21 protein-coding genes are annotated in these 20,455 nt (G+C 65.2%); 17 read left to right on the top strand and 4 right to left on the bottom strand.

The window, feature by feature from the left end:
* Positions 1-8: 8 nt before the first annotated feature.
* Entirely contained in the window at positions 9-782 is a 774-nt protein-coding gene (gene udp / locus BUC15_RS08675; protein ID WP_073187155.1) for a uridine phosphorylase, read from the bottom strand.
* Between the two features lie 190 nt (positions 783-972).
* On the opposite strand from udp, the gene BUC15_RS08670 reads away from it, so the two are divergent.
* From BUC15_RS08670 to mnhG, 8 genes are all read left to right on the top strand, one after another.
* Positions 973-1,863, top strand: coding sequence for a hypothetical protein (locus tag BUC15_RS08670; RefSeq protein WP_073187153.1), 891 nt, complete (start codon positions 973-975; stop codon positions 1,861-1,863).
* A gap of 46 nt (positions 1,864-1,909) precedes the next feature.
* Complete coding sequence (locus tag BUC15_RS08665; RefSeq protein ID WP_073187151.1) at positions 1,910-2,710, top strand: deoxyribonuclease IV; 801 nt, start codon at positions 1,910-1,912, stop codon at positions 2,708-2,710.
* A 70-nt stretch (positions 2,711-2,780) separates the two neighbouring features.
* Positions 2,781-5,681: a Na+/H+ antiporter subunit A gene (locus tag BUC15_RS08660; protein ID WP_073187149.1), complete on the top strand. Its 2,901-nt coding sequence runs from the start codon at positions 2,781-2,783 to the stop codon at positions 5,679-5,681.
* On the top strand, positions 5,678-6,103 hold the full coding sequence (locus BUC15_RS08655; RefSeq protein WP_073187147.1) for a Na(+)/H(+) antiporter subunit C: 426 nt from the start codon (positions 5,678-5,680) through the stop codon (positions 6,101-6,103). Before BUC15_RS08660 ends, BUC15_RS08655 begins: the two co-directional genes overlap by 4 nt.
* Positions 6,100-7,650 carry a Na+/H+ antiporter subunit D gene (locus tag BUC15_RS08650; RefSeq protein ID WP_073187145.1) on the top strand — a complete coding sequence of 517 codons (1,551 nt, stop codon included), beginning with the start codon at positions 6,100-6,102 and terminating at the stop codon, positions 7,648-7,650. The genes BUC15_RS08655 and BUC15_RS08650 overlap by 4 nt, the downstream gene beginning before the upstream one ends.
* Entirely contained in the window at positions 7,647-8,252 is a 606-nt protein-coding gene (locus BUC15_RS08645; RefSeq protein ID WP_073187143.1) for a Na+/H+ antiporter subunit E, read from the top strand. Before BUC15_RS08650 ends, BUC15_RS08645 begins: the two co-directional genes overlap by 4 nt.
* A complete protein-coding gene (locus tag BUC15_RS08640) occupies positions 8,249-8,566 on the top strand; it encodes a monovalent cation/H+ antiporter complex subunit F (protein ID WP_073187141.1) in 318 nt (105 codons plus the stop codon). The genes BUC15_RS08645 and BUC15_RS08640 overlap by 4 nt, the downstream gene beginning before the upstream one ends.
* On the top strand, positions 8,563-8,931 hold the full coding sequence (gene mnhG / locus BUC15_RS08635) for a monovalent cation/H(+) antiporter subunit G (RefSeq protein WP_084189463.1): 369 nt from the start codon (positions 8,563-8,565) through the stop codon (positions 8,929-8,931). Before BUC15_RS08640 ends, mnhG begins: the two co-directional genes overlap by 4 nt.
* Before the next feature lie 76 nt (positions 8,932-9,007).
* Here mnhG and BUC15_RS08630 read toward each other — a convergent pair whose 3' ends face one another.
* Complete coding sequence (locus tag BUC15_RS08630) at positions 9,008-9,661, bottom strand: 4a-hydroxytetrahydrobiopterin dehydratase (RefSeq protein WP_073187139.1); 654 nt, start codon at positions 9,659-9,661, stop codon at positions 9,008-9,010.
* A 156-nt stretch (positions 9,662-9,817) separates the two neighbouring features.
* On the opposite strand from BUC15_RS08630, the gene pta reads away from it, so the two are divergent.
* Positions 9,818-11,881 carry a phosphate acetyltransferase gene (pta, locus tag BUC15_RS08625; RefSeq protein ID WP_073187136.1) on the top strand — a complete coding sequence of 688 codons (2,064 nt, stop codon included), beginning with the start codon at positions 9,818-9,820 and terminating at the stop codon, positions 11,879-11,881.
* Between the two features lie 22 nt (positions 11,882-11,903).
* Positions 11,904-13,097 carry an acetate kinase gene (locus BUC15_RS08620; RefSeq protein WP_073187134.1) on the top strand — a complete coding sequence of 398 codons (1,194 nt, stop codon included), beginning with the start codon at positions 11,904-11,906 and terminating at the stop codon, positions 13,095-13,097.
* 47 nt (positions 13,098-13,144) lie between these two features.
* Here the strand turns inward: BUC15_RS08620 and BUC15_RS08615 are convergent, their stop codons facing one another.
* Positions 13,145-13,501 (bottom strand): hypothetical protein, encoded by a 357-nt coding sequence (locus BUC15_RS08615; RefSeq protein WP_073187132.1) that lies wholly within the window; start codon positions 13,499-13,501, stop codon positions 13,145-13,147.
* An 87-nt stretch (positions 13,502-13,588) separates the two neighbouring features.
* Here BUC15_RS08615 and BUC15_RS08610 point away from each other — a divergent pair, with 87 nt between their 5' ends.
* The 7 genes from BUC15_RS08610 to yaaA all read left to right on the top strand — a co-directional run bounded on the left by BUC15_RS08610 (position 13,589) and on the right by yaaA (position 19,557).
* Complete coding sequence (locus BUC15_RS08610) at positions 13,589-14,155, top strand: hypothetical protein (protein WP_073187130.1); 567 nt, start codon at positions 13,589-13,591, stop codon at positions 14,153-14,155.
* Positions 14,152-14,490, top strand: coding sequence for a hypothetical protein (locus BUC15_RS08605; RefSeq protein WP_073187128.1), 339 nt, complete (start codon positions 14,152-14,154; stop codon positions 14,488-14,490). Before BUC15_RS08610 ends, BUC15_RS08605 begins: the two co-directional genes overlap by 4 nt.
* A 13-nt stretch (positions 14,491-14,503) precedes the next feature.
* Positions 14,504-15,250 carry a hypothetical protein gene (locus BUC15_RS08600; protein ID WP_073187126.1) on the top strand — a complete coding sequence of 249 codons (747 nt, stop codon included), beginning with the start codon at positions 14,504-14,506 and terminating at the stop codon, positions 15,248-15,250.
* A 120-nt stretch (positions 15,251-15,370) separates the two neighbouring features.
* Positions 15,371-16,147 (top strand): SDR family NAD(P)-dependent oxidoreductase, encoded by a 777-nt coding sequence (locus BUC15_RS08595; protein WP_073187124.1) that lies wholly within the window; start codon positions 15,371-15,373, stop codon positions 16,145-16,147.
* A 1-nt stretch (position 16,148) separates the two neighbouring features.
* Entirely contained in the window at positions 16,149-16,949 is an 801-nt protein-coding gene (locus tag BUC15_RS08590; RefSeq protein WP_073187121.1) for a lysophospholipid acyltransferase family protein, read from the top strand.
* Positions 16,949-18,655, top strand: a complete 1,707-nt coding sequence (locus tag BUC15_RS08585) for an FAD-binding oxidoreductase (protein WP_073187118.1) — start codon at positions 16,949-16,951, stop codon at positions 18,653-18,655. The genes BUC15_RS08590 and BUC15_RS08585 overlap by 1 nt, the downstream gene beginning before the upstream one ends.
* Before the next feature lie 131 nt (positions 18,656-18,786).
* The gene (gene yaaA / locus BUC15_RS08580; RefSeq protein WP_073187116.1) at positions 18,787-19,557 is read left to right on the top strand and encodes a peroxide stress protein YaaA; all 771 of its coding nucleotides are present in this window, start codon (positions 18,787-18,789) and stop codon (positions 19,555-19,557) included.
* Positions 19,558-19,758: 201 nt separating this feature from the next.
* On the opposite strand, the gene BUC15_RS20405 is transcribed toward yaaA, so the two are convergent.
* Entirely contained in the window at positions 19,759-20,250 is a 492-nt protein-coding gene (locus BUC15_RS20405; protein WP_073187113.1) for a hypothetical protein, read from the bottom strand.
* Positions 20,251-20,455 lie beyond the last annotated feature (205 nt).

Raw genomic sequence — 20,455 nt, 5'->3', positions numbered from 1 at the left:
TCCCGGGCTCAGCCTCGTCTGCGATCGGCCGCGATGACGCGGCGCATGCCCTCGATCGCCACCGGGATCACGTTTTCGACCTTCGAGGCATCCTTCTCCGCATCCGTCATAGGCGCGAAGTCGTGGTGCCCCATGATCATCATGATCCCGCCTGCCCGAACATGCCTGACGGAGGCGACCAGGAACAGCGTGGCGCATTCCATCTCCGATACGAGGCAGCCTCCCTTGACCCAGGCGTCCCAACGTTCACGCAGCCTCGGCCCGACCGGCATGGAGTCGGGATCGTGCTGACCGTAAAAAGAGTCCTTCGACTGTGAGACGCCCACGTGGTAGCGCCTGCCCATGTCGACAGCCGCGTCGACGAGTCCATTGACCAGTTCCAGGTTCGCGACCGCGGGGAACTCCATCGGCAGGTAGTGCAGGCCGGTGCCCTCGTCACGGATGGCCGAGTTGATGACGGCCACGTCGCCGGGCAGCGTCTGGGGCTGCATCGCGCCGGAGGTGCCGACCCGCATGAAGGTGTCGGCTCCGACGTGGATCAATTCTTCGACGGCGATCGCGGTGCTCGGGCCTCCCATCCCCGTCGACGTGACGGCCACCGGTTCCCCGTCCAGTTCGCCCGCCCAGGTGGTGTGCTCGCGATGCGAGGCCACGAAACGAGGGTTGTCGAAGTGCTGTGCGATCGTCTCGCAGCGGCCCGGATCGCCTGGTAGGAACACGTAGCGACCGATGTCGCCACGCGAGAGATGGATGTGGTACTCGTATCCGTCTGAATAGGCCATTTTCCCGGTTCCTCGCTCACTCGATCGGAGTCTTTCCCCCTTACGCTAACGCGTTCGGATGCCCCACATGAGCGGTCCGGGGCAGCCGTCGGCGTGTCCCGTCGACCGATCTGGCCGAACCATGGCCTGCCACCCCGGTGCGCCGTAGAGTCCCCAGGATCAGCAGAACTCTCACGTCTCAGGAGTTGCGATGAAGCATTCGAAGCGGTCCTTTACGGTCCTGGCAGCCGCCGCGCTTCTCGCTACGGGCGGTGCCGTCACCGCGGTGGCGGACGAAGTGGCTCCGGTGCTGCGGATCTCCTGCCCCACCGTCGCAGCCATGAACCGGGCGATCGCCCCTCATCTGGGCCCGACCGACACTCTGGACGCCACCCCCACCAGGTGTGTCTACAGCGGGCCGGTCGATGGCGGCGGGCGTGAGCGGATCGTCGGAGTGTCCACCAACGCTGGAACGCTACCGCCGGTGACCGGCAACTGCTTCCCCGAGGGCTACATGTACCAGATGCCCAAACAGGCGGTGCCGTCTTTGGGCTCCGGCGCCTACTGGTGCGCAGACGCCTCCCCCGTCCTCCTGTGGTGGCAACTCACCCCCGGAACCGTCGGGTTCCTGGTCGCCGAGCATGACGAGTCCGCCATCGCGGCCGCCAAACTGATACGACCGATGATGGAGGTCTACACCGTCCCGGGGACACGGACGGTCAACGGTCGCCAGTGGCGCACCACCTGCGAGAACTACTCCTCCACCGCCCGGTGCCGCACCGAGATCTGGGCCACGGTTATCACGCGCACCCCCGCCGGTTCCTACAAGCGCACCGACGGTTGGGCCTTCAACTCCCTCACCTACCGCTGGTCACCCAGGCCGATCTGGAAGCACAATCCCCTCGGCGCCTACGGTGTGGTCGGCGGGACGACGACGTGGACCAGCGCCGAGGGACGGCAGTGGAAGACCATCTGCGACACGTCCGCCACCGGACGGGGGGCCTGCCGCTCCTATCTCATGACCACGGTCATCTCGTTCAGCGACGGTCACTTCACCTCTGGCAGCCAGTGGGTCTTCAACAATCAGGTCCTCTTCGAGTGACCGCTTTCGAGTGACCGTCGCGTCCAACCGTCGATAGGGTGTCGCCATGAGCATCGCACTGGGCGCCCACGTCTCCTCCACCTCCCCGCTCAGCGACGCGGCAGGCATGGGCGCGGACCTGGTGCAGGTCTTCGTCGGCGACCCGCAGAGTTGGAAGAAACCGGTCACCCCGTTTGCCGACGGCGCCGCCACGCTGAAGGCGGCCGCGCAGGAGGACGGCGTCGGCCTGGTCGTGCACTCCCCCTACGTTCTGAACGTCGCCTCGACCAACAACCGGATCCGGATCCCCTCCCGCAAGCTGCTGCAGCAGACGATCACCGAGGCTGCGGCGATAGGTGCGATCGGCGTGGTGGTACACGGGGGGCATGTGACCGCCAATGACGACCCGGGGGTCGGTTTCGAGAACTGGCGAAAATGCGTCGACGGACTAAACCTGGAGGTGCCGATCTTCATCGAGAACACCGCGGGCGGACAGAACGCCATGGCGAGGACGCTGGAATCGATCGAGCGGCTCTGGGCGGCACTTTCCGGATCGGCCAACTTCGACCGGGTCGGGTTCTGCCTGGACACCTGCCACGCCCACGCGGCGGGCCTCGACCTCGATGGTCTTGTGGGGAAGGTTAGGGCGACCACGGGTCGCGTCGACGTCGTCCACTGCAACAATTCCCGCGACGAACCTGGCAGCGGCGCCGACCGGCACGCCGGGCTGACGACGGGGACGATCGACCCGGAGCTTCTGCTCTCGGTCGTGCGCGACGCCGACACCGCCACGATCCTCGAAACCCCCGGCGAAATTGCAGAGCATTCCGAAGAGTTGGCCTGGCTCAGACAACGGCTGAACACCTGATCCCGGCAACTCGTTTGATCCGTTAAACTAAATTTGCCACCACGTACCCCACCATGAAGGGACCACTGGCGTGCTCTATGCCTTGATCGCCGCCCACGTGGTTCTCGGCGCGCTCACCCCCATCCTGGTCAAGAGACTGGGTTCAAAGGTCTTCTACGTCCTGTCGCTCGGCCCACTCGCGGCCGGGGTCTGGCTCGTGACGCAGGCGCCTGCGGTGTTGAGCGGAGCGGTCCACGTGGAGGGGGGCAACTGGATACCGATGTTGGACGTGACGCTCACGCTGCGAATGGGCCTCGTCCAATGGGTGCTGGCGATGATCGTCACCTGGATCGGGTTCCTGGTCCTGCTCTACAGCCGCTGGTACTTCGAGGGCCTGGAATCCGGGCGCTCGGCTGCGATCCTGACGATCTTCGCGGGCACCATGCTCGGCCTGGTCACCGCCGACGACCTGATCATGGTGTACGTCTTCTGGGAGCTGACGACCGTCTTCTCCTTCCTGCTCATCGGCCACGACCCGACCAGGCGCGCGAACCGCGGCGCCGCGCAGACGGCCCTCATCGTGACGACGACCGGCGGGCTCGCGATGCTGCTCGGCATCGTCGCGGTTCACCACAGCTCGGGGACCCTGTCGCTTGAGGCGATCGTCGCCAACCCCCCGACTGGGACCCTTGCAGGGGTCGGCGCGATGTTGATGCTCGTCGGAGCCCTGAGCAAATCCGCGCTGGTCCCATTCCACTTCTGGCTGCCGGGAGCGATGGCAGCCCCCACCCCCATCTCCGCCTATCTGCACGCCGCGGCGATGGTCAAAGCCGGTGTCTACCTGGTGGCGGTGCTGGCACCGGTGTTCGCCGAGGTGCCGTTCTGGCGCCCGACGGTGCTCATCCTCGGCACCATCACGATGGTCCTGGGAGGGTGGCGCGCCCTCAGACAGACCGACCTGAAGCTCCTGCTCGCCTACGGCACCGTCTCGCAGCTCGGTTTCATGGTCCTGCTGCTCGGGGTAGGGACCAAAGCGGCCGCCCTGGCCGGGCTGGCCACTGTGATCGCACACGCCCTGTTCAAGTCGACGCTCTTCATGTGTGTCGGCCTGATCGACCATTCCGCCGGCACGCGTGACATCCGTGAGCTCAACGGGGTCGGCTACCGGGTGCCCTGGTTGGCGGCACTGGGCGGGCTGGCCGCGCTCTCGATGGCCGGAATGCCGCCACTGGTCGGATTCGTCACGAAGGAAGCCGCCTTCGAATCGATCGTCTACATGGTCGAGGGCGAGCTGCCCGACCTCACGCCGCTGGCCGCTGTCGCCTTCGCGGTGGCACTCACCTTCGGCGCCGCGCTCACCGTCGCCTATTCGCTGCGCTGGTGGTGGGGCGCCTTCGCGTCAAAGGACGGGGCACCCGCACTCAGCTGGCACCGACCATCCTGGGGGATGGCCGCGGTTCCCATGTCACTTGGCGCGCTCAGCCTGGTGCTCGGCTTCTGCGGGCCGATTCTCACATCGATGCTCGAACCCTATGCAGACACCCTGCCGACGGGGCACGAGAGCCACGGCCTGGCGCTGTGGCACGGGTTCACCTGGCCGCTGGTCATGTCGGCCCTGGCGCTTGGCACCGGCATCGTCCTGTTCATCTTCCGCAGCCGGATCGCCGCGATCCAGGCCACCTTCCCCAAGGTCACCACCGCCGAGGAGAGCTACCACCGTTCGTTGCACGGGATCGACCGGATCGCCGTCGAGGTGACCGCACGGGTCCAACGCGGTTCACTGTCGATCTACCTCGGCATCATCCTGATGACGATGGTGTCGTTCTCGCTCTTCGCGATGCTGCAGATCCGCACCTGGCCAGCCCTGCGGGTCTTCGACGCCTGGCCCCAGCTGCTGGTGGCCATAGTGATCGCCAGCGCCGCGGTGCTGGCGGCAGCCTCCCGCGGCCGCATCCGAGCCGTGCTCCTCGTCGGCGTCACCGGCTACGGCCTTGCGATGCTGTTCACGATGGGCGGCGCCCCTGATCTCGCTCTGACACAGGTGCTCGTCGAGACGGTCACACTGATCGTGTTCATCCTCGTCGTGCGGAAACTGCCGCGCTACTTCACCAACCGGCCGCTCAGCTCGACGCGCTGGTGGCGCATCCTACTCGCGGGCCTCACCGGGGCCACCGTCACATTGATTTCCCTGGTCGCCTCCGGCGCCCGGGTCGCCGAGCCGGTCTCGAAGGACTGGTACGAGTGGGCCTACGCATTCGGTTACGGCAAGAACATCGTCAACGTGGCCCTCGTGGACACGCGTGCCTGGGACACCCTCGGCGAGATCTCGGTGCTGGTCATCGCCGCAACCGGTGTCGCGTCGCTGATCTTCCTGCGTTCACGCGTCAGCAAAGTGTCGACCACGAAAGAGGTGTTCGAGCATCGCCCAGACGAACCTCAGGCCGACAACTCCCCCGGGGTGTGGCTCCGTGCGGGGCAGACCCTCTCGCCGATGGTCCGCTCCATCGTCTTCGAGGTCGTCACCCGGATCCTATTCGGGGTGATGATCGTGACTTCGGTCTACCTGCTACTCGCCGGCCACAACTGGCCGGGCGGAGGCTTCGCAGGCGGCCTCGTCGCGGGTACGGCGCTCATGATCCGTTACCTCGCCGCAGGTAGGCACGAACTCGACGAGGCCGCCCCGATCGACGCCGGGCGCCTCATGGGAGGTGGCCTGCTGCTGGCCCTGGTGGCGGCCGTCTCGCCGTTGCTCCTCGGCGGGACGATCCTCCAGAGCTACGTGTGGGACATCCACATCCCGCTGCTGGGTGAGCTGCACTTCGTGTCATCGACCGTGTTCGACATCGGCGTCTATCTGGTGGTCGTCGGCATGATCCTCGACGTGGTGAGAAGCCTCGGCTCCGGCATCGATCAGCACGCGTCGGAACGCATCGCCCCGGTGCCGATCCCACACTCGACCAAGGCCCTGCCCGGGTACGGAGGTCGCTCATGAGCGCGAACCTGATCCTCGCGATCACAGCGGGCATCCTCGTGGCGGCCGGAGTGTATCTGCTGCTTGAGCGGTCGCTCACCCGCATCCTGCTGGGTGTGCTGCTGGCCAGCAACGGCGTCAACATGCTGTTCCTCGTGGCTGCTGGCAAACCCGGCACCCCACCCATCGTCGACCTGGCTGGGACGGACATCTCGGATCCGCTACCGCAGGCGATGGTTCTGACGGCGATCGTGATCACCATGGCGGTGGCCGCGTTCGTCCTGACGCTCGCCTACCGCAGCTTCCAGTTGCACGGCCATGACGAAGTGGCAGACGACGTGGAAGACGCCCGGATCCGCAAGCTCGCCGAGGCCGACTTCGCCTCCGAGTCCTACGAGGACACCACGTTCTCCGACACCGGGCGGGATGCGGTGAGCGAATGACGAACCTTCTTCCCGTCCCAGTTCTACTGGCGATCTTCGGCGCCGCGGTTGCTCTTTCGGCGACCCGAAGGCCCCGTGTCCAGCGCATGATCTCGGCCGTCTGTCTGAGCGGTATCGTCATCGTCGCCGGCATCCTGATGTACTGGACGAACACGAACGGACCGCTGGCGTTGTGGCTGGGAGGCTGGCCAGCCCCGCTCGGGATCGCTCTGGTGGCCGACCGATTGAGCGCGTTGATGCTGCTGGTCGCCTCGGTGGTCGCTCTTGGGGTCCTGGTCTTTGCCACCGGTCAGGACAAGGACGAGGTGCGCAGGGAGACCCCGGTCTCGATCTTCCACCCCACCTTCCTGCTGCTGATCGCCGGGGTGTCGAATGCGTTCCTCGCAGGCGATCTCTTCAACCTGTTCGTCGGGTTCGAGATCCTGCTCTTCGCGTCCTATGTGTTGCTGACACTGGGCGGCACCGCCGACCGGGTGCGGGCAGGCACGACCTACGTGATCGTGTCGCTGCTCAGTTCGTCGCTCTTCCTCATTTCGATCTCAGCCATCTACGCCGCCACCGGCACCGTGAACCTGGCCCACCTCTCCGTCCGGCTGCGTGACCTGTCCTCGCCAGTGCAGCTGCTCCTCGAAGGCCTGCTACTGGTTACGTTCGCCATCAAGGCCGCGGTGTTTCCGCTGTCGTCATGGCTGCCCGACTCGTATCCGACGGCGCCGGCGCCGGTGACCGCGGTGTTCGCCGGTCTGCTCACGAAGGTCGGCGTCTACGCGATCATCCGTACCGAAACGCTGCTGTTCCCCAACGACAGCCACAACACGGTGCTTCTCGTGGCCGCGGGCCTGACGATGTTGATCGGCATCCTGGGCGCGATCGCCCAGGTCGAGATCAAACGTATGCTCTCATTCACGCTGATCAGCCACATCGGCTACATGATCTTCGGCATCGCCCTGAGCACACCGGCCGGCCTGGCCGCGACCATCTTCTACACCGCCCACCACATCACCATCCAGGCCACCTTGTTCCTCGTGACCGGCCTCATCGAACGCCGCGGTGGCACGTCGTCGCTGGACGGGCTGGGAGGGCTCCTCAAGACGGCCCCCCTGCTGGCCTTCCTGTTCTTCGTACCCGCGATGAACCTGAGCGGCATCCCTCCCCTGTCAGGCTTCATCGGCAAACTGGGGCTGCTCGAGGCAGGCGCGGAGGTCGGCACGCCGCTGACCTGGATGGTGATGGCGGCCGGGATCGTCACGAGCCTGCTGACGCTGATGGCCATGGCAAAGGTGTGGAACCGGGCCTTCTGGGGCGTGACCCCCACCGAGCAGCGTCGTCAGGAGGCGATCGCCGCCGACGAGGACCCGGACGAGATCGACGACGACGACCCGCGCGTCATGCCCCCGATGCAGGTGGGCGCCACGATCGGGCTCATCGTGTTCGGTCTCGCGTTGACCGTCTTCGCCGGACCGCTCTACGAATACGCCACCGCCGCCGCCGAGGCACTTCTCGACGGCTCGCTGGTCGAAGTCGTACTACCGGAGGGACTGCGATGAGGCACGCTTCACGTTCGGCGATCCGGTACCGGTTCCGCCCGCTCTCGGTGCTGGGCATGACCGCCATATGGGTGATCCTGTGGGGCGGCATCTCACCGATGATCATCGCGTCGGGGATTCTGCTGGCCTATCTCATCGGCCTGGTCTTCCCTCTTCCCCCGATCAACTGGGAGGGGCGGTTCCACCCGATCGGCTGCGCGCTGCTCCTGTGGCATCTGCTGCACGACCTGGTGGTGTCATCCGTACGGATGGTGTCGTTGGCGTTCGCGCGGCCGGTGGACCTGAACGCGGGCATCATCAGGGTCGACCTCGATAGTGACAACGATTTTTACCAGGTGCAGGTCGCCGAGCTGATCTCGCTGGTACCCGGAACGGTCGTCGTCGAGGTCGTCAAGCACCCGAGGCGTCTCTACCTGCACGCGGTCGACCTGATCGGGCCTGACCCGGTGCAACGGATCCAGGACATGACGCACGATGTGGAAGGCCGCGTCCTGGCAGCCTTCGGATCGAAACAGGAGATCGCCGAATACCGGGAGGCGCGATCCCGCGGAATGCACCCCGTCGATGCCGAACCCCCCGAATTGGAGGTTGATGACTCATGACGCTCGCCACCGAAATCGTGCTGTCCATCGCGGCCGTCCTGCTGTTCGCGTCGGCGATGATCGGCGTCAACCGGATCGCCGCAGGTCCGTCCCAGCTCGACCGGTCCATCGCCGCCGATCTGATCGTCGCCATCGTCGTGGCCGTGGTGGGCCTTTGGACCGTGTGGTCGGACCTGTCGACGCAACTGATGATTCTGGTGCTGCTCTCGATGCTCGGATTCACCAGCGCGGTGTCCATCGCGAGGATGTTGAGCGACCGCTACGCGACGAGACGACGCTTTCCCCCCACTAAACGCCCGGACGGTGAGTCATGATCGACGAGAACTTCGACTTCTTCGCCTCTCTGTTCGTGCTCGTCGGCGCATTCCTGTGCTTTGCCGCCGCCATCGCACTGGTCCGGTTCCCAGACGTTCTGACGAAGATGCACGCCATCACGAAGCCCCAGGTGCTTGGCCTGATCAGCATCACCGTCGGGATGGCGCTGAGCCTGCGCACCTGGTGGGCCATCGGGCTGTGCCTGCTGATCATCAGCCTGCAGTTGCTGACGGCCCCGGTCTCGGCGAACATGGTGGCCCGCAGCGCCAGCCGCTCAGGCCTGATCGAGGATCAGGAATTGTTGGTCGACCAGTTGGCAGACGACCTGAGGGAGATGGGCTACAGCCGCGAAACGACCGATTGAGCCGCGGTTTCCGGCGCTGGTTGAGCCGGGCCGTGAGCGAAGCGAGCCGCCCGTGACGAAACCACCTTGATCGTCCTCAATCACCCTCGTTGCGACCCGCCGACCAGCACAGGCACGCCCGATTCCCTTGACGGTCCTCGAGTACCCGGAAGGTGCGGGTCTCCCACCCGATCCGGCCCCCGGCGGCCAATGCCGCCTCGGTTCGGGGCCCCACCTCCTCGGGAGGCAACGTGATGTCCAGATGGAACCGCTGGTGCGGAACCTCGTGCGGCTCACATTGCTGGAACCACAGCGGAGGCACACGCCCAGCCGGATCCGTCACCGCGTCGTCGTCCACATTGTCGGGCGATCCCGTCAGGACCACGGACCAGAAGTCGGCGATCTCGGACGCGTCGGCCGTATCGAGCGCCATCTCCACCGACTGGGTCGAGGCCGGGTCCGCGACCAGTCCCCGTTGTTCGGCCAGCATGGAGATCTCGCGGGCCAGGTCAAGATCCTTGCCGGTCACACCCCCTTCGTCGTGCGTCGACAGGTTGACAGCGACCGAGGGGTAGGTCAGCGTCACGTCAGGGTGGTGCCCTGCGGCATCGGCCGCGACGGCGATCGCCGCGACGAACTCGGCTCCCGTCTCGAAGTCCCCCGTACGAAAGCGCGTCGCCAACTGGTTGAGCAGCACCCTCCAGTCACCCAGCCTGGCTTCAAGGATCTGCGGATTTGTGAGTCTGGTCATGATTCCATCTTGCCTCGGGGCCGTCCTCGCCTTCCGAGATTCCGCCGACCCGGTGAACGCTGGCGAGCGGCCCGTTCACCCCGGAGCACGGCTGAACCGACCACCGGCCGTGGGCCCTTGGACCGTCCCCGGCCGAAGGCACGGTATGGTGACCTCGTGACTAAGAGTGTGTACATTGCCTCATCGGAGCGGCAGGTCAGCAAGTCCTCCATCGCGCTGGGCGTGATCGACCTGTTCGCCCGCCAGGTGCGGTCGGTCGGCGTCTTCCGCCCACTGGTCGCCTCGAGCGACGGCGACGCCGTCACCCAGGCGATGCTCTCGCAGAAGGGCGTCAACCAGTCTCCGGAGTCGGCGGTTGGCGTCTCGTACGCCGAATACGCCAATGACCCTGCCGCTGCCATCGACACGATCGTGGCCAAGTACATCGCTCTGGCCGAGACCCGCGACGCGGTGGTGATCCTCGGCTCCGACTTTGAGGACATCGACACTTCGTCGGAGTTGGCACACAATGCGACCATCGCCGCGAACCTTAACTCACCCATCCTGTTCGTGTGCCGCGCCGAGGGTCGCTCCGTCGAGCAGGTCCGTCGCGCTTCGGAATCGGCCATCGAGTCCCTCGCGCAGCAGCACAACACCGTCATCGGTGTCGTTGCCATGCACGCCGACCCGGACGAGGCCGACGAGCTTCGTGCCGCGCTGTCGACGTTGGGGGACGTCGCCGTGTCGGTGCTGCCGTTCAACGCGGTGCTGCGCGCCCCGTCCGTCGGGGAGCAGTTCAATGCCGTCGGCGCCACCCAGTGGCTCGGGCAAGGCGATTTCCGTAGCCATGAGTCGCTGCACACCCTTGTCGCCGGCATGACCCTGCCCAATCTACTGACGCGCCTACGCCGCGAAGCCACCGTCATCGTCCCCGCCGACCGGCTCGACCTACTTCCGGGCCTGCTTATGGCACACCGCTCACCGCACTACGGCCCTTTGGCGGCGCTCGTGCTCACGGGCGGTTTCGAGATCCCCACTTCGGTGTCGAAGCTGTTCTCCGATTCCGCGATCGACCTTCCGATCGCCGTCACAGAGCGCGACACGTTCCCGACGGCGGTGGCACTTCAGGGGGTTCGGGGGACTTCGACCAGTTCCCCCAGGAAGATGGCCGAGTCGCGCACGCTCTTCTCGCAGTACGTGGATGAAGAAGCGCTGCTGACGGCCATAGACTTCCCGCGCACCGAGATCCGCACCCCGACGATGTTCGAGTACCAGATCATGGAACAAGCGCGCGCCAACCGACGCCGCATCGTGCTGCCCGAGGCCAGCGACGACCGCATCCTTGAGGCCGCCGCCGTCGTGCTGCAACGATCGGTCGCCGACCTGGTCCTACTGGGCGACAGCGCGAAGATCAGCCAGCGGGCCACCGAACTTGGGCTGAACCTCAGCGCCGCGACCATCGTCAACCCGAACGATCCCGCATTGCTTGAACGATTCGCGGCCGAGTACGCGCGGCTGCGCGCCCACAAGAATGTGACGCTGGAGCAGGCAAGAGTCAAGCTGAAGGACCTGTCGTATTTCGGAACCATGATGGTCCACCTCGACATGGCCGACGGCATGGTCTCCGGCGCCGTCAACACCACGGCCAGCACGATCCGTCCCTCGCTGGAGTTCATCAAGACGACACCGGGCGTAAGCGTGGTTTCCGGTTCGTTCCTGATGTGCATGAGCAACCGTGTGCTGGTCTACGCAGACTGCGCCGTCAACCCGGACCCCAACCCGTCCCAGTTGGCCGACATTGCCATCTCCTCGGCACGCACCGCCAGCGACTTCGGGATCGAACCGCGCATCGCGATGCTGTCCTACTCCACGGGCGACTCCGGTTCCGGCGCGGAGGTCGACAAGGTCCGAGAGGCGACCCAACTCGTCCGTGAGCGGGCCCCCGAGCTGAAGGTCGAGGGACCGATCCAGTTCGACGCCGCCGTCGACATGGTGGTGGCCCAGAAGAAGATGCCCGGCTCCGAGGTCGCCGGCCGCGCGACGGTGTTCATCTTCCCCGACCTCAACACCGGCAACAACACCTACAAGGCCGTTCAGCGCACCTCCGGCGCAGTCGCGATCGGCCCTGTCCTTCAGGGGCTCCGTAGGCCCGTCAACGACCTGTCGCGCGGCGCCCTGGTCGACGACATCGTCTCGACCATCACGATCACGGCCATTCAGGCCCAATCCATTCAGGAATAGACCCAATCGAATAGGAATGCCCATGTCGCAGCCGATCCTCCTCCTCAACTGTGGATCGTCGTCGATCAAGTACCAGCTGCTTGACCCCGCCCAATCCGGCCCGCAGGCGGTGGGAATTGTGCAGCGCATCGGGCAGGAAATGTCGACCATCGATCATGAGGTCGGCGACGCCGAGTACCACGAGGACGTCCGTTTCGCCGACCATACCGAGGCGGTGGGGGCGGTCGTGCGGATGTTCGCCGAGCACGGCCCGACTCTCGAAAACGTCGTCGCCGTGGGGCACCGCACCGTCCACGGCGGCTCGACCTTCGTCGAATCGACGCTGATCGATGACTCGGTGGTGGCCAAGCTGGACGAGCTTTCCGACCTCGCACCGCTGCACAATCCCCCCGGCATCGCCGGTATCCGGGCGGCGAAGGCGGTGCTACCCAACGTGCCGCATGTCGCAGTCTTCGACACCGCCTTCTTCGCGACCCTCCCTGCCGAGGCCTACACCTACGCGATCGACGCTGAGGTAGCGGCCACGCACGGTATCCGCAAGTACGGCTTCCATGGCACCTCCCACCACTACGTGTCGAAGAAGACCGCCGAATACCTCGGCCGTCCCCTCGGGGAGCTGAAAACCATCGTGTGCCACCTCGGCAACGGCGCGTCGATCTCCGCTGTCGACGGCGGTGTCGCCGTCGAGACATCCATGGGCCTGACCCCGTTGCAGGGTCTGGTCATGGGCACCCGCTCCGGCGACGTGGATCCGGGTCTCCCGAAGTACCTGAGCCGCTCCGCGGGCATGTCGATCGACGACGTCGACGAGTTGCTCAACCGGCGCTCCGGCATGGGCGGGCTGTGCGGCTACACCGACATGCGCGACATCAAGACCCAGATCGAGGCCGGCAACGAGCAGGCCCAACTGGCGTTGGACGTCTACGTGCACCGTCTGGTCGGCTACATCGGCTCCTACATCGCCATCCTGGGCGGCGTGGACGCCTTGGTGTTCACCGCGGGTGTCGGCGAGAACGCCGCGCATGTGCGGGGCCCGGTCATCCGGCGGCTGGCAGGACTCGGCTTCGAGTTGGACGAGGCCGCCAACCTGGTGAGGTCGAAGGAGGCCCGCGAGATCTCGACACCCGAGTCGAAGGTGCGCGTGCTGGTGATCCCGACGAATGAGGAACTGGAGATGGCGCAAGAAACGCTGGCCATCATCAACGGCCTGGGCTAGACGGGAGGGGCGCCTGCGCGTCCGGCGCGACGGTTGAGCCGCGCCGGTCAGCGGCGTCGCACGAATCCCCAAATCCCGACGGCCACGATCCCTAGCCCGAAGATCCCGAAAACCAGTTGGACGAGCGCCGACGCGGTTGGGCCCAAGGGATGCGCAAAATCTCCGATGGCCGGAAGGAGCGCAACCACGGCGCCACCAGCGAGCGCCCCACAGATGAGCGAAGCCCAACGAGGCGCCGCCCGAGGGGACTCCTGACCCCGCAGCCCTGCCAGGACGAACCCGGTGACCGTGACCAGCAACACGGCACACACGCCGATCAGCGGTCTGACTATCGCCCCCAGGTCGGCGGGCACCACCACCGCCAGCACCACCAGCAGTGCTGCCCCCACCAGACAGAGGGCCATGGCGGTACGCCAGACCCATGGTTCACGACGAGGCTCAAGCACAAGCCATTGTGTCACAGTGACCCTTCAGGCTGTTAGCCTGCGGAGGTGCCAGAGCAGATCGACAGCGTCGTCAAGTATTCCTTCTCCGGAGCACTCATCGAATCCGTCAGGATCACCGATGGCTGGTCCGAATCGGTTTCCGCCGAGCACTTCGGAATGGCCGCGATGGTGGCGTTCCTCGAGCAGTACCAGAACTCTCTCATCACCGCGAGCGCCCCAAAGGTTACGCCTGGGAACCTGTCAATCCCAGGCTCGGAGGTAGCCAACCTCGCAGCGACCGCCATCGCCTTCAACGCGGAGGCATGGAAGCTGCTCGCCGACGTTTCCCGGCTTCTCGGAGGTCCACCGCAGGAGGAGCCCGAGCTCACTCAGTTCCACGACTTGGATCGCCATGTCGTCGTCGATGTCAGGGATGGCCAGATTGTGGCAATCGACGTGGACCCGCGGTGGCTCTCATCCGACCCGGTACGCATTGAAGACGACCTCCTCGTCGCGCTGAACGCATTCCTCGAGGAGAGCCCCACCGACAGCCTATCGGCCCGCCTCGCGGCGCTACGCCGCGAGCATGAGGAACTCAAAGCAGAAGTCAATCAGTACCGGGAGATGCAATGAACTACGACATGTTGAAGTTCCGCTGCGAATGGTTCAAGCAGCAAGAGACCCGGCTCGAGTCGGTAGCCAAGCAGCTTGACTGCATCAGCAAGGACATCACCGCGGTGAACTACACCTGGGATGAGAGCTATCGTTTTGCCCCGTTCAAACCCGCCTACACGGCGATGGTCACAAGCCTCACCTCGGGTACCAACGGCGCAGACGCAGGGGTGCAGTTGATGGATTCCCTCCGCGAAGGCATCGTCCTGACAGGGCGCGAATACCTGCGCCGAGAAGCAGAAAACGAGGGTCTCGCACGCGAGATCGAAGCTCTGATCGAGGAACTGGATCTGTGATAGGAGAATGGCTGTGAGCAACGAGGACACCTACGTATCCGAACTGAACAAAGTGATCGATGGTCTCAGGCAGGAGCTTCCACGCGTCCCTGGAATGATCGACGGCGCCGCAGCCGCAGCCAAGATCGCAATCTTCTGGGACCAGGGATACGTGGAGGGGAAACGGCTGGAGGCCTACGCGAAGCTCGACGAACTGCAGGCCCAGGCGGATCAGTTCGTGTCCGCCTGCGAAGAGGAATGCGGCATGGTGGTCACGGTCAAGTCCCTACGTGAGGCAGCCGACGCCTTCGAGGAGATCGACTTCTCCGGCTTGCTTGGAGACCTGGACGTTGCGGCAATGATGGGCAGCCGCGGCGACTGGGTCTCGTCAAACCAGCAACTCTATGAGGCGAAGATCCAACCTCTGGAAGGCAAGGTCCGAGAACTCCAGACGGGTCTGGCCTCCCTGATCGCTGCTGAGCGACGCTGCGATTCAACCCTTCAGAGTCACATCGTCGGAGGCCTGATGGCCACCGGGGGCCTGATTCTTGCCTTGGCCGGCCTCGTGGTCGCCATCGCTACGGGCTGGACCGGTATCGGGGCAGTAATCGGCCTGATCATCGCAATTGCCAGTTTCATATTCGCCTTGGCCACGTTCTTCACCCTCCCGGACGTGACGGGAGAGATCAGAGCGCAGGCTGACGCTATCAAGAGGGCAGCCAGCGGCATCGACGAGACAAACTGGCCCCCTGCGCCACAGCTGTCAGCAGCGGGCTGGTGACCTGACTTTGTCGCCGTCCACCAAACACCACACCGGTTCTCTGTTCAAACTCAACCAACCACCCGAAGTTGGTCGACGCCGCGTGGTCCGGGCTCCCCTGGTTGGCGTACCTTATAGACCATGGCTTCAGCTTTGATCACGGGTGGCACCTCGGGTATCGGTCTCGCGTTCGCACAGGAGTTCGCCGCACGAGGCACGGACCTGATTCTGGTCGCCCGCGACGTTGCCCGGCTGGAGGCCACAGCCACCGAGCTGAGCGGGATCCACGGCGTCGACGTCGAGGTTCTGCCTGCCGATCTGTCCGTCCGAGAAGACGTCATGCGGGTCGCAGCCCGCCTGGAGGACCCGGCGCGCCCCGTCGACTGGCTGATCAACAACGCAGGCTTCGGCCTCCACAGCACCGTGCTCGACCCGGCCGACATCGACCTGCACGCGAAGGCGCTCGACGTGATGTGCCTCGCGATGCTCATCCTCGGCGGTGCCGCCGGGCGGGCGATGCGAGGCCGGGGGCAGGGTCGCATCATCAATGTCTCGTCTTCGTCCTCGTCGATCTTCACCGGCAACTACTCCGCCGTGAAGGCTTGGGCCCGCACCTACTCAACAGCGCTGGCCCTCGAACTGCACGGCACCGGCGTCACCGTCACCGGGTTGCTGCCCGGATGGGTGAAGACGGAGTTCCACGGCCGGGCCGGGATCAACGCCAGCAAGCTGCCAGGCATCGTTTGGATCGAGGCAGACAAGCTCGTCAAACGGGCCATCGAGGATGCGGAGAAGGGGCGGATCGAGTCGGTGCCGGACGCGAAGTGGCGCGCCGCGATGTTCGTCGCCGACCACGGCCCCCGTGGCATCACCAGGCTCGTCTCGCGCATGCTGACCGCGTCGAGGAAGAAGCCCTGACGTGGGCCGCGAGATCGAGCAGGGCAACAACAGGTACACGTCCAAGCTCCAAGCCACGACACGCCAGACTGCGCAGTTCCTGCTGTTGAAGCCGGCGCTTGGCCGCCTGCTCAAGATCCATGTCCATGGCTTGTCGAACCTTGACGGCCTGGAAGGCGCCTTCGCCGTCTACGGCAACCATTCCTCACACCTCGACGCGCCTCTGATCCTTTGTTCGTTGCCCTCCAGATTGTCCAAGTTCGTGGCGACGGGCGCGGCTGGCGACTTCTTCTTCGGCAACTGGGTCAAGTCCATCTCGATGTCGCTGTTCATGAACGCGTTCGCCATCGACCGAGGCAAAGGCGGAAAGGGGCGCCGCGGCATGGCCGGGCACCTCCTGGCCGACGGGGTGCCGATCCTTCTGTTCCCGGAAGGAACCCGTTCCCGCACCGGGGCCATGGGGCCCTTCATCCCGGGTGTGGCATCGCTGTGTGTCTCCCGTGGGGTACCCGCGCTGCCGGTGGCCCTGGTCGGCGCCTACGAGGCGTGGCCGTCGAACCAGAAGCATCTGCCCACGGGTCGCCCCGAGGTCCATGTCGTATTCGGACGGCCCATGACGCCCTATCCAGGTGAGATCGCACACGAGTTCAACGAGCGGATGCGTCGCCAGCTTTTGGAACTTCACGATACGACGGCCCGCGCATACGGTAGGAAGACGCTGGCAGAGTACGAAAGAAGCGCTGCGTTGCAGAAGGCGGAGCGCACCGGTGTCGCGTCACTGGTCGAGGATGCCAAAGAGCGGGCAGACAAACAGGAGGACTGATGATCGAGGGCGTCAAGCAGCAGAAGTGGTGGGGCTGGGGAGAGGAAGGCAAGGCTTACCGTCACGAGGACAAGCCGAAGTTCGCGCCCTTCGTTAAGAAGATGGTCGGCGTCGACATCACGCTCCCCGTCAAGCCGATCCGGCCCTTCTCGTCTCTGGAGGTCCCCGCCTCACAGCTGAGCGACGAACTGCGAGGCAAGCTGAACACGGTCGTCGGAGGAAAGTACGTCCAGACCGACGACGAGACGCGCGTCGTCCACGCCTACGGCAAGGGCGTCCGAGACCTGATCCGGGTCCGAAACGGCAAGCTCGGGCGCGTACCTGACGTCGTCGTCTACCCCGGCACGCAGAGGGAGGTCGAGTTGCTCCTAGCGGCCGCGCTCGAGGCGGACGCCGTCGTGATCCCGTTCGGCGGCGGGTCGAACATCGTCGCATCGCTTGAGGCCGAGCCAGGTGAGACCCGTCAGGTCGTCTCGGTGAACATGGGTCGCCTGAACAAGCTCCTTGAGATCGACGAAGAGTCGGGGCTCGCGCACATCGAGGCAGGTGTCCTCGGGCCGGACATGGAGGATCAGCTCAACGCCCGGGGCTGGACGATGGGCCACCACCCCGATTCGTTCGTCTGGTCGACGCTGGGTGGCTGGATCGCCACCCGCAGTTCGGGGATGCAGTCAGACAAGTATGGAGACATCGCCGACATCTGCCGAGGCCTGACGATGGTGATGCCGGGCCAGGTGCTCACGCTCCGCCCGCTCCCGTCGTCCTCATCCGGCCCCAGCGTCCGGGAGATGGTGTTGGGCTCCGAGGGTCGTCTGGGCATCATCACCTCCGCCTGGGTCAACGTGCACCGTCTGCCCGAGGTGCGTGAGCTGCAGGCCTACTTCTTCCCGACCTACGAGGCGGGCCTGAAGGCCTGCGAGGAGATCGTGACTTCCGATGCGACGGTGATGATGGCGCGTGTCTCCGACCCGTTGGAGACGCAATACATCATGGCCAACGGCAAGAAGTCGGGCCGGGTTTCCTCCCTTGCGAACAAGGCGATCCAGAAGCTGATGCTGCAGAAGGGCTGGGATCTCGAGAAGATCGCGCTGAGCTTCGTCGGGTTCGAGGGCAGCGCCAACCACGTGCGCTACGAGAAGGGGCTCGTGGCGAAGGTCGTCAAGAACAACGGGGGCCTAGGGGTTGGCAAGGGGCCGGGCACCCTCTACGACCAGAAGAAGTACGACACCCCCTACATCCGCGATTTCATGCTCGACCGCGGCCTGATCTGCGACGTGTCCGACACCTCGACACCGTGGGCCTATGCAGCCGAGATCCACACCCTCATCCTCGACAGGTTCGCCAAGGCGATGGACGATCTGGGGGTTCGGGGGCTGGTGTTCTGCCACCTGAGCCACTCGTACCATTCCGGGGCCTGCCAGTACTTCACCTTCGCGATCGCCGACGACTCGGACAACCAGGAAGCCACCTACGATGTCGCCAAGCGCGTCATCCAGCAGTCGTTCGTGGACTTCCACGGGACGGTGTCGCACCACCACGGCGTCGGCGAGGAGCACAGCCCCTGGATGGAGGAGGACATCTCCCCCGCCGGGGTCTACATCCAGCGCAAGCTGTTCGAGGGGATCGACCCGGGCAACAACCTGAACCCGGGCAAGATCGTCCACGACGGCAGGCCTGGGGTCTCGTCGAATTCGGTCGACGCCTGAGTGTCGGTAAGCGTTGAGCACTATCCAGGGTTCGACAACGGTTTGAACGCTAAAACAGCGGTTTTCGGCCATCGAACCCGGAATAGTGCTCAACGCGCGACCCGACCACGGCACCCTCTAGAATCGCCTGCATGCTCACCGTCCTGTCGCCTGCGAAATCCCTCGACTTCGAGTCCAAGCTGGCGACCAGGAAGTACTCCGAGCCACGCCTGACGGCCGAGAGCGTCGGGCTCATCGAGATCATGCGGACCAAGTCCCCCGCCGAGATCTCGCGGCTGATGCACATCTCCGACGACCTTGCCCACCTGAACGCCACCCGGTACGCGCAGTGGGACCGGGAACACACCCTCGGCGCCGCACGCCAAGCCGTGCTCGCCTTCAACGGTGACGTGTACCAGGGTCTGAGGGCCCCGGAGTTCGACGCCCGCGACTTCACCGACGCCCAGAAGACGCTGCGCATCCTGTCCGGACTCTACGGCCTTCTGCGGCCGCTCGACCTGATCGAGCCGTACCGGCTGGAGATGGGCACGAAGCTCGCGTCCGGTCGCGGCCGGACGCTCTACGACTGGTGGGGCAGCCAGGTCACCGACCTGCTGGCCAGGGACCTGGAGGCATCGCCCGGCTCCCCTGTCCTGGTCAACCTGGCGAGCAACGAGTATTCGAAGGTGATCGACCGTCGACGCCTCGGCGCCCGCGTCGTTTCTCCCCGGTTCGAGGATCGAGACGCCTCTGGCGAGCCGCGGATCGTGAGTTTCTATGCGAAACGGGCGCGCGGATCGATGGCGGGCTGGCTGGTGCGCAACCGCATCAGGTCCGCGAGCAGACTGGTCGATTTCGATGCCGACGGGTACGCGTTCGACGAGGCCCGTTCGACCAGGGACGAACCGGTGTTCGTCCGTTGAGCCGTTGAGATGAGGGGAGAGGACCGGCCCCGACCCGCTCAGTAGCCCCCGCCGATGAGCCAGGCGATGAAGGCGAAGTAGATCACGTAGAAGACGATTAGCAGGGACCATCCGACGATGTCTCGGAGCGAGGGATACCTGCACGACGCGAGGGGCCGGGCGCACCAACGCCCGGCCCCTCGCAGATGCGTATGCCCCGTGTCAGCTGTAGGCAGCCATCGAACCGAACAGCGCGATCATCGCGATCACGTAGACGATGCTGAGCACGGCTCCGACGATGGCCAGGATGCCGAAGATCTTGCCGAGTAGGTAGCCCGTCTTGAGGTTGCCGTCGAAGGCGTAGGGCGCGCCCGCCGCGATCTCCTTCTTGGCCTGTCCGCCCATGTACCAGGCGATCCAGGCGCAGACACCGGTGAAGATGCCGATGATGCCGAGGATGAACACCGTCTGGGCCTTGGGGTGTTCCTGGAGCCCGTAGCCGCCAGGCGCGCCGTAACCGGGCTGCGGGCCGTACCCGGGCTGCGGGCCGTACCCGGGCTGTTGCCCGTAGTTAGGCTGCTGGCCGTAGTTGGGCTGCTGGCCGTAGCCCGAGGGCTGCGGATCGGGCTGGCCGTAGCCCGAGGGCTGCGGATCGGGCTGGCCGTAGCCCGAGGGCTGCGGATCGGGCTGGCCGTAGCCACCTGGCTGAGTCATCTTGTTCTCCCTGTTTCAATGACTGGTTGCTTGAAGATTGTGGGGCACGGTGAGGGTCAGCCGCAAGGGAAGCAATGCAACGGCATCACCTATGAGACCGTTGTCGACGCAATCACGAGGAAACTGATGAGCGCGATGAAGACGATCATCATGACCGAGTAGACGATCCCGATGACCCAGCCTGCGGTGGCGAGGCCTGGGAAGC

Source organism: Tessaracoccus bendigoensis DSM 12906, from assembly GCF_900141915.1.
Classification (GTDB): Bacteria; Actinomycetota; Actinomycetes; order Propionibacteriales; family Propionibacteriaceae; genus Arachnia; species Arachnia bendigoensis.
Note: the sequence above shows the minus strand (reverse complement) of the source record. Positions and strands in the feature narration are given on the sequence as shown.

What these genes read in the sequence shown, in the direction of transcription:
- udp (WP_073187155.1), bottom strand. Translation starts at nt 782, where the DNA reads ATGGCCTATTCAGACGGATACGAGTACCACATCCATCTCTCGCGTGGC.
- BUC15_RS08670 (WP_073187153.1), top strand. Translation starts at nt 973, where the DNA reads ATGAAGCATTCGAAGCGGTCCTTTACGGTCCTGGCAGCCGCCGCGCTT.
- BUC15_RS08665 (WP_073187151.1), top strand. Translation starts at nt 1,910, where the DNA reads ATGAGCATCGCACTGGGCGCCCACGTCTCCTCCACCTCCCCGCTCAGC.
- BUC15_RS08655 (WP_073187147.1), top strand. Translation starts at nt 5,678, where the DNA reads ATGAGCGCGAACCTGATCCTCGCGATCACAGCGGGCATCCTCGTGGCG.
- BUC15_RS08650 (WP_073187145.1), top strand. Translation starts at nt 6,100, where the DNA reads ATGACGAACCTTCTTCCCGTCCCAGTTCTACTGGCGATCTTCGGCGCC.
- BUC15_RS08645 (WP_073187143.1), top strand. Translation starts at nt 7,647, where the DNA reads ATGAGGCACGCTTCACGTTCGGCGATCCGGTACCGGTTCCGCCCGCTC.
- BUC15_RS08640 (WP_073187141.1), top strand. Translation starts at nt 8,249, where the DNA reads ATGACGCTCGCCACCGAAATCGTGCTGTCCATCGCGGCCGTCCTGCTG.
- mnhG (WP_084189463.1), top strand. Translation starts at nt 8,563, where the DNA reads ATGATCGACGAGAACTTCGACTTCTTCGCCTCTCTGTTCGTGCTCGTC.
- BUC15_RS08630 (WP_073187139.1), bottom strand. Translation starts at nt 9,661, where the DNA reads ATGACCAGACTCACAAATCCGCAGATCCTTGAAGCCAGGCTGGGTGAC.
- BUC15_RS08620 (WP_073187134.1), top strand. Translation starts at nt 11,904, where the DNA reads ATGTCGCAGCCGATCCTCCTCCTCAACTGTGGATCGTCGTCGATCAAG.
- BUC15_RS08615 (WP_073187132.1), bottom strand. Translation starts at nt 13,501, where the DNA reads ATGGCCCTCTGTCTGGTGGGGGCAGCACTGCTGGTGGTGCTGGCGGTG.
- BUC15_RS08605 (WP_073187128.1), top strand. Translation starts at nt 14,152, where the DNA reads ATGAACTACGACATGTTGAAGTTCCGCTGCGAATGGTTCAAGCAGCAA.
- BUC15_RS08595 (WP_073187124.1), top strand. Translation starts at nt 15,371, where the DNA reads ATGGCTTCAGCTTTGATCACGGGTGGCACCTCGGGTATCGGTCTCGCG.
- BUC15_RS08585 (WP_073187118.1), top strand. Translation starts at nt 16,949, where the DNA reads ATGATCGAGGGCGTCAAGCAGCAGAAGTGGTGGGGCTGGGGAGAGGAA.
- yaaA (WP_073187116.1), top strand. Translation starts at nt 18,787, where the DNA reads ATGCTCACCGTCCTGTCGCCTGCGAAATCCCTCGACTTCGAGTCCAAG.
- BUC15_RS20405 (WP_073187113.1), bottom strand. Translation starts at nt 20,250, where the DNA reads ATGACTCAGCCAGGTGGCTACGGCCAGCCCGATCCGCAGCCCTCGGGC.